The sequence below is a fragment of the Dactylosporangium sp. NPDC049140 genome (genome assembly GCF_040648435.1).
Window position 1 is genome coordinate 37,337 of sequence record NZ_JBEZDS010000044.1, and the last position, 1,939, is coordinate 39,275.

General features: G+C 75.0%; 2 protein-coding genes. One reads left to right on the forward strand and one right to left on the reverse strand.

The features are described 5' to 3' along the window. Positions 1-215: 215 nt before the first annotated feature. On the reverse strand, positions 216-803 hold the full coding sequence (locus AB0B76_RS44735) for a TetR/AcrR family transcriptional regulator (RefSeq protein ID WP_360387732.1): 588 nt from the start codon (positions 801-803) through the stop codon (positions 216-218). 65 nt (positions 804-868) lie between these two features. On the opposite strand from AB0B76_RS44735, the gene AB0B76_RS44740 reads away from it, so the two are divergent. Further along, positions 869-1,879 carry a hypothetical protein gene (locus AB0B76_RS44740; RefSeq protein ID WP_360387735.1) on the forward strand — a complete coding sequence of 337 codons (1,011 nt, stop codon included), beginning with the start codon at positions 869-871 and terminating at the stop codon, positions 1,877-1,879. Positions 1,880-1,939: the final 60 nt, after the last annotated feature.

Genomic DNA, 1,939 nt, shown 5'->3' on the forward strand with positions numbered 1-1,939 from the left:
GCGGTCGCTGCCGCGCCTGGCCGGCGGCTGACCGCCCTCGCATCCGCGCGGTCGCTGCCGCGCCTGGCCGGCGGCTGACCGCCCTCGCATCCGCGCGGTCGCTGCCGCGCCTGGCCGGCGGCTGACCGCCCTCGCATCCGCGCGCTCGCTGCCGCGCCTGGCCGGCGGCTGACCGCCCTCGCATCCGCGCGCTCGCTGCCGCACCTCGGCGGGGGCTAGTCGGCCGTGCGGCCGCGCACCAGGGGCAGGAAGACCTCGTCCACGATCTCCACCAGCACCTCGTCGGGCACCGACGGGATGCCCCGCATCGCGTACTCGGCGCGCAGCAGCATCATCGGCGTCGTCGCCACCCGCGGGTGCGTGGCCGCCGCCGGTGCCTCGCCCCGGGCCGCGGCGCGCTCCAGCATCCCGAGCCAGGCGCGGTCCATCGTGTCCGCGCCCGAGCGCTCCCGCATGAGCGTCAGCAGGTCCGGGTCGTCGGCCGCGGCCGCGAGCAGGCCGCGCAGGATCGCCCCGTGCGGCGACGACCACGTCTCGTTCGCCCGCCGCAGCATCTCCAGCGCGTCGCCCCGCAGGGTGCCCGTGTCCGGCTTCGGCATCACGTCGTCGGAGAGCTGCCGGTACGCCGCGATGCCCAGCGCCGCCCGGTGCGGCCACCGGCGGTAGATGGCGTTCTTGTTCGTCCCGGCCCGGGCCGCGACCCGGTCCATGGTCATCCCGGCGTACCCGGACTCGCGGAGCTCCTCCGCGGCCGCGCGCAGGATCGCCCGCTCCAGCTCCTCGCCCCGGCGCCTCGTGCTCATGCCTTGCAGGGTACTGGACGTACCCTATAGGGTACGCGAAGTACCTTACGAGGGAGGGAAAGCCCATGCGCGTCTTCGGCATGAACTACGACACCGGCTTCGTCAGCGCCGGCTCCACCACGCACGAGCCGTTCGACCCCGAGACCGTGCGCCGGGACCTGCGGGTCATCCGCGACGAGCTGCACTGCGACGCGGTACGCATCACCGGGGGCGTCCAGGACCGGCTGGAGCTGACCGCGCGGTACGCCGCCGAGGCCGGCCTCGAGGTCTGGTACTGCCCGTTCACCAACGACCTCGACCGCGACGAACTCATGGCGTTCGTGCTCGACGGCGCCGAGCGGGCCGAACGGCTGCGCCTTTCCGGAGCCAGCGTGGTGTACCTCACCGGCTCCGAACTTTCCCTGATGACCAGCGGTTTCCTGCCCGGCCGCGACCTGGTCGAGCGCATAGCGCTGCTGACCGACCTGCCGCGCGTGCGGGAGGCCCTGCCGGCCGCGCGCGCCGCGGTGCAGGCGTTCCTGGCCGACGCCCTTCCGGCGGTGCGGGAGCGCTTCGGCGGCCCGGTCGGCTACGCCTCGCTCCCGCTGGAGGCCGTGGACTGGGCGCCGTTCGACATCATCGCCAGCGACGCCGGGTACCGCGACGCGACAAACGCCGCGGCGTTCCCGCAGACCCTGGCCGCCGCGGTGGGCCAGGGCAAGCCTTACGCCGCGACCGAGTTCGGCTGCTGCACCTACCGCGGCGCGCCCGACGTGGCGGGCGCGCCCGAGCCGGTGACGTACGACGAAAAGGGCCGCGCCTCGAAGCTGGGCCCGGGCCTGGAGCGCGACGAGGAGGGCCAGGCCCGGTACGTGGTCGACCTGCTGCGCGACTACGAGTCCGGCGGCGCGGAGGCGGCCTTCGTGTACACCTTCGCGAACCGCCACCTGCCGACCACCGACGACCCGGACCACGACTTCGACCTGGCCGCGCGCGGAATCGTGCGTGTGCTGCCCGACGGCACGTGGACGCCGAAGGCCGCCTTCCACGCCCTGGCCGCGTACGGCCGCGAGCGTGCCCAGAGGCGAGCGAGCTAGCCGGCACGGTTGCGCCGCTCGGCCGCGACGTGCGGCGTGCGGCGCGAGGTGCGAGGTGCG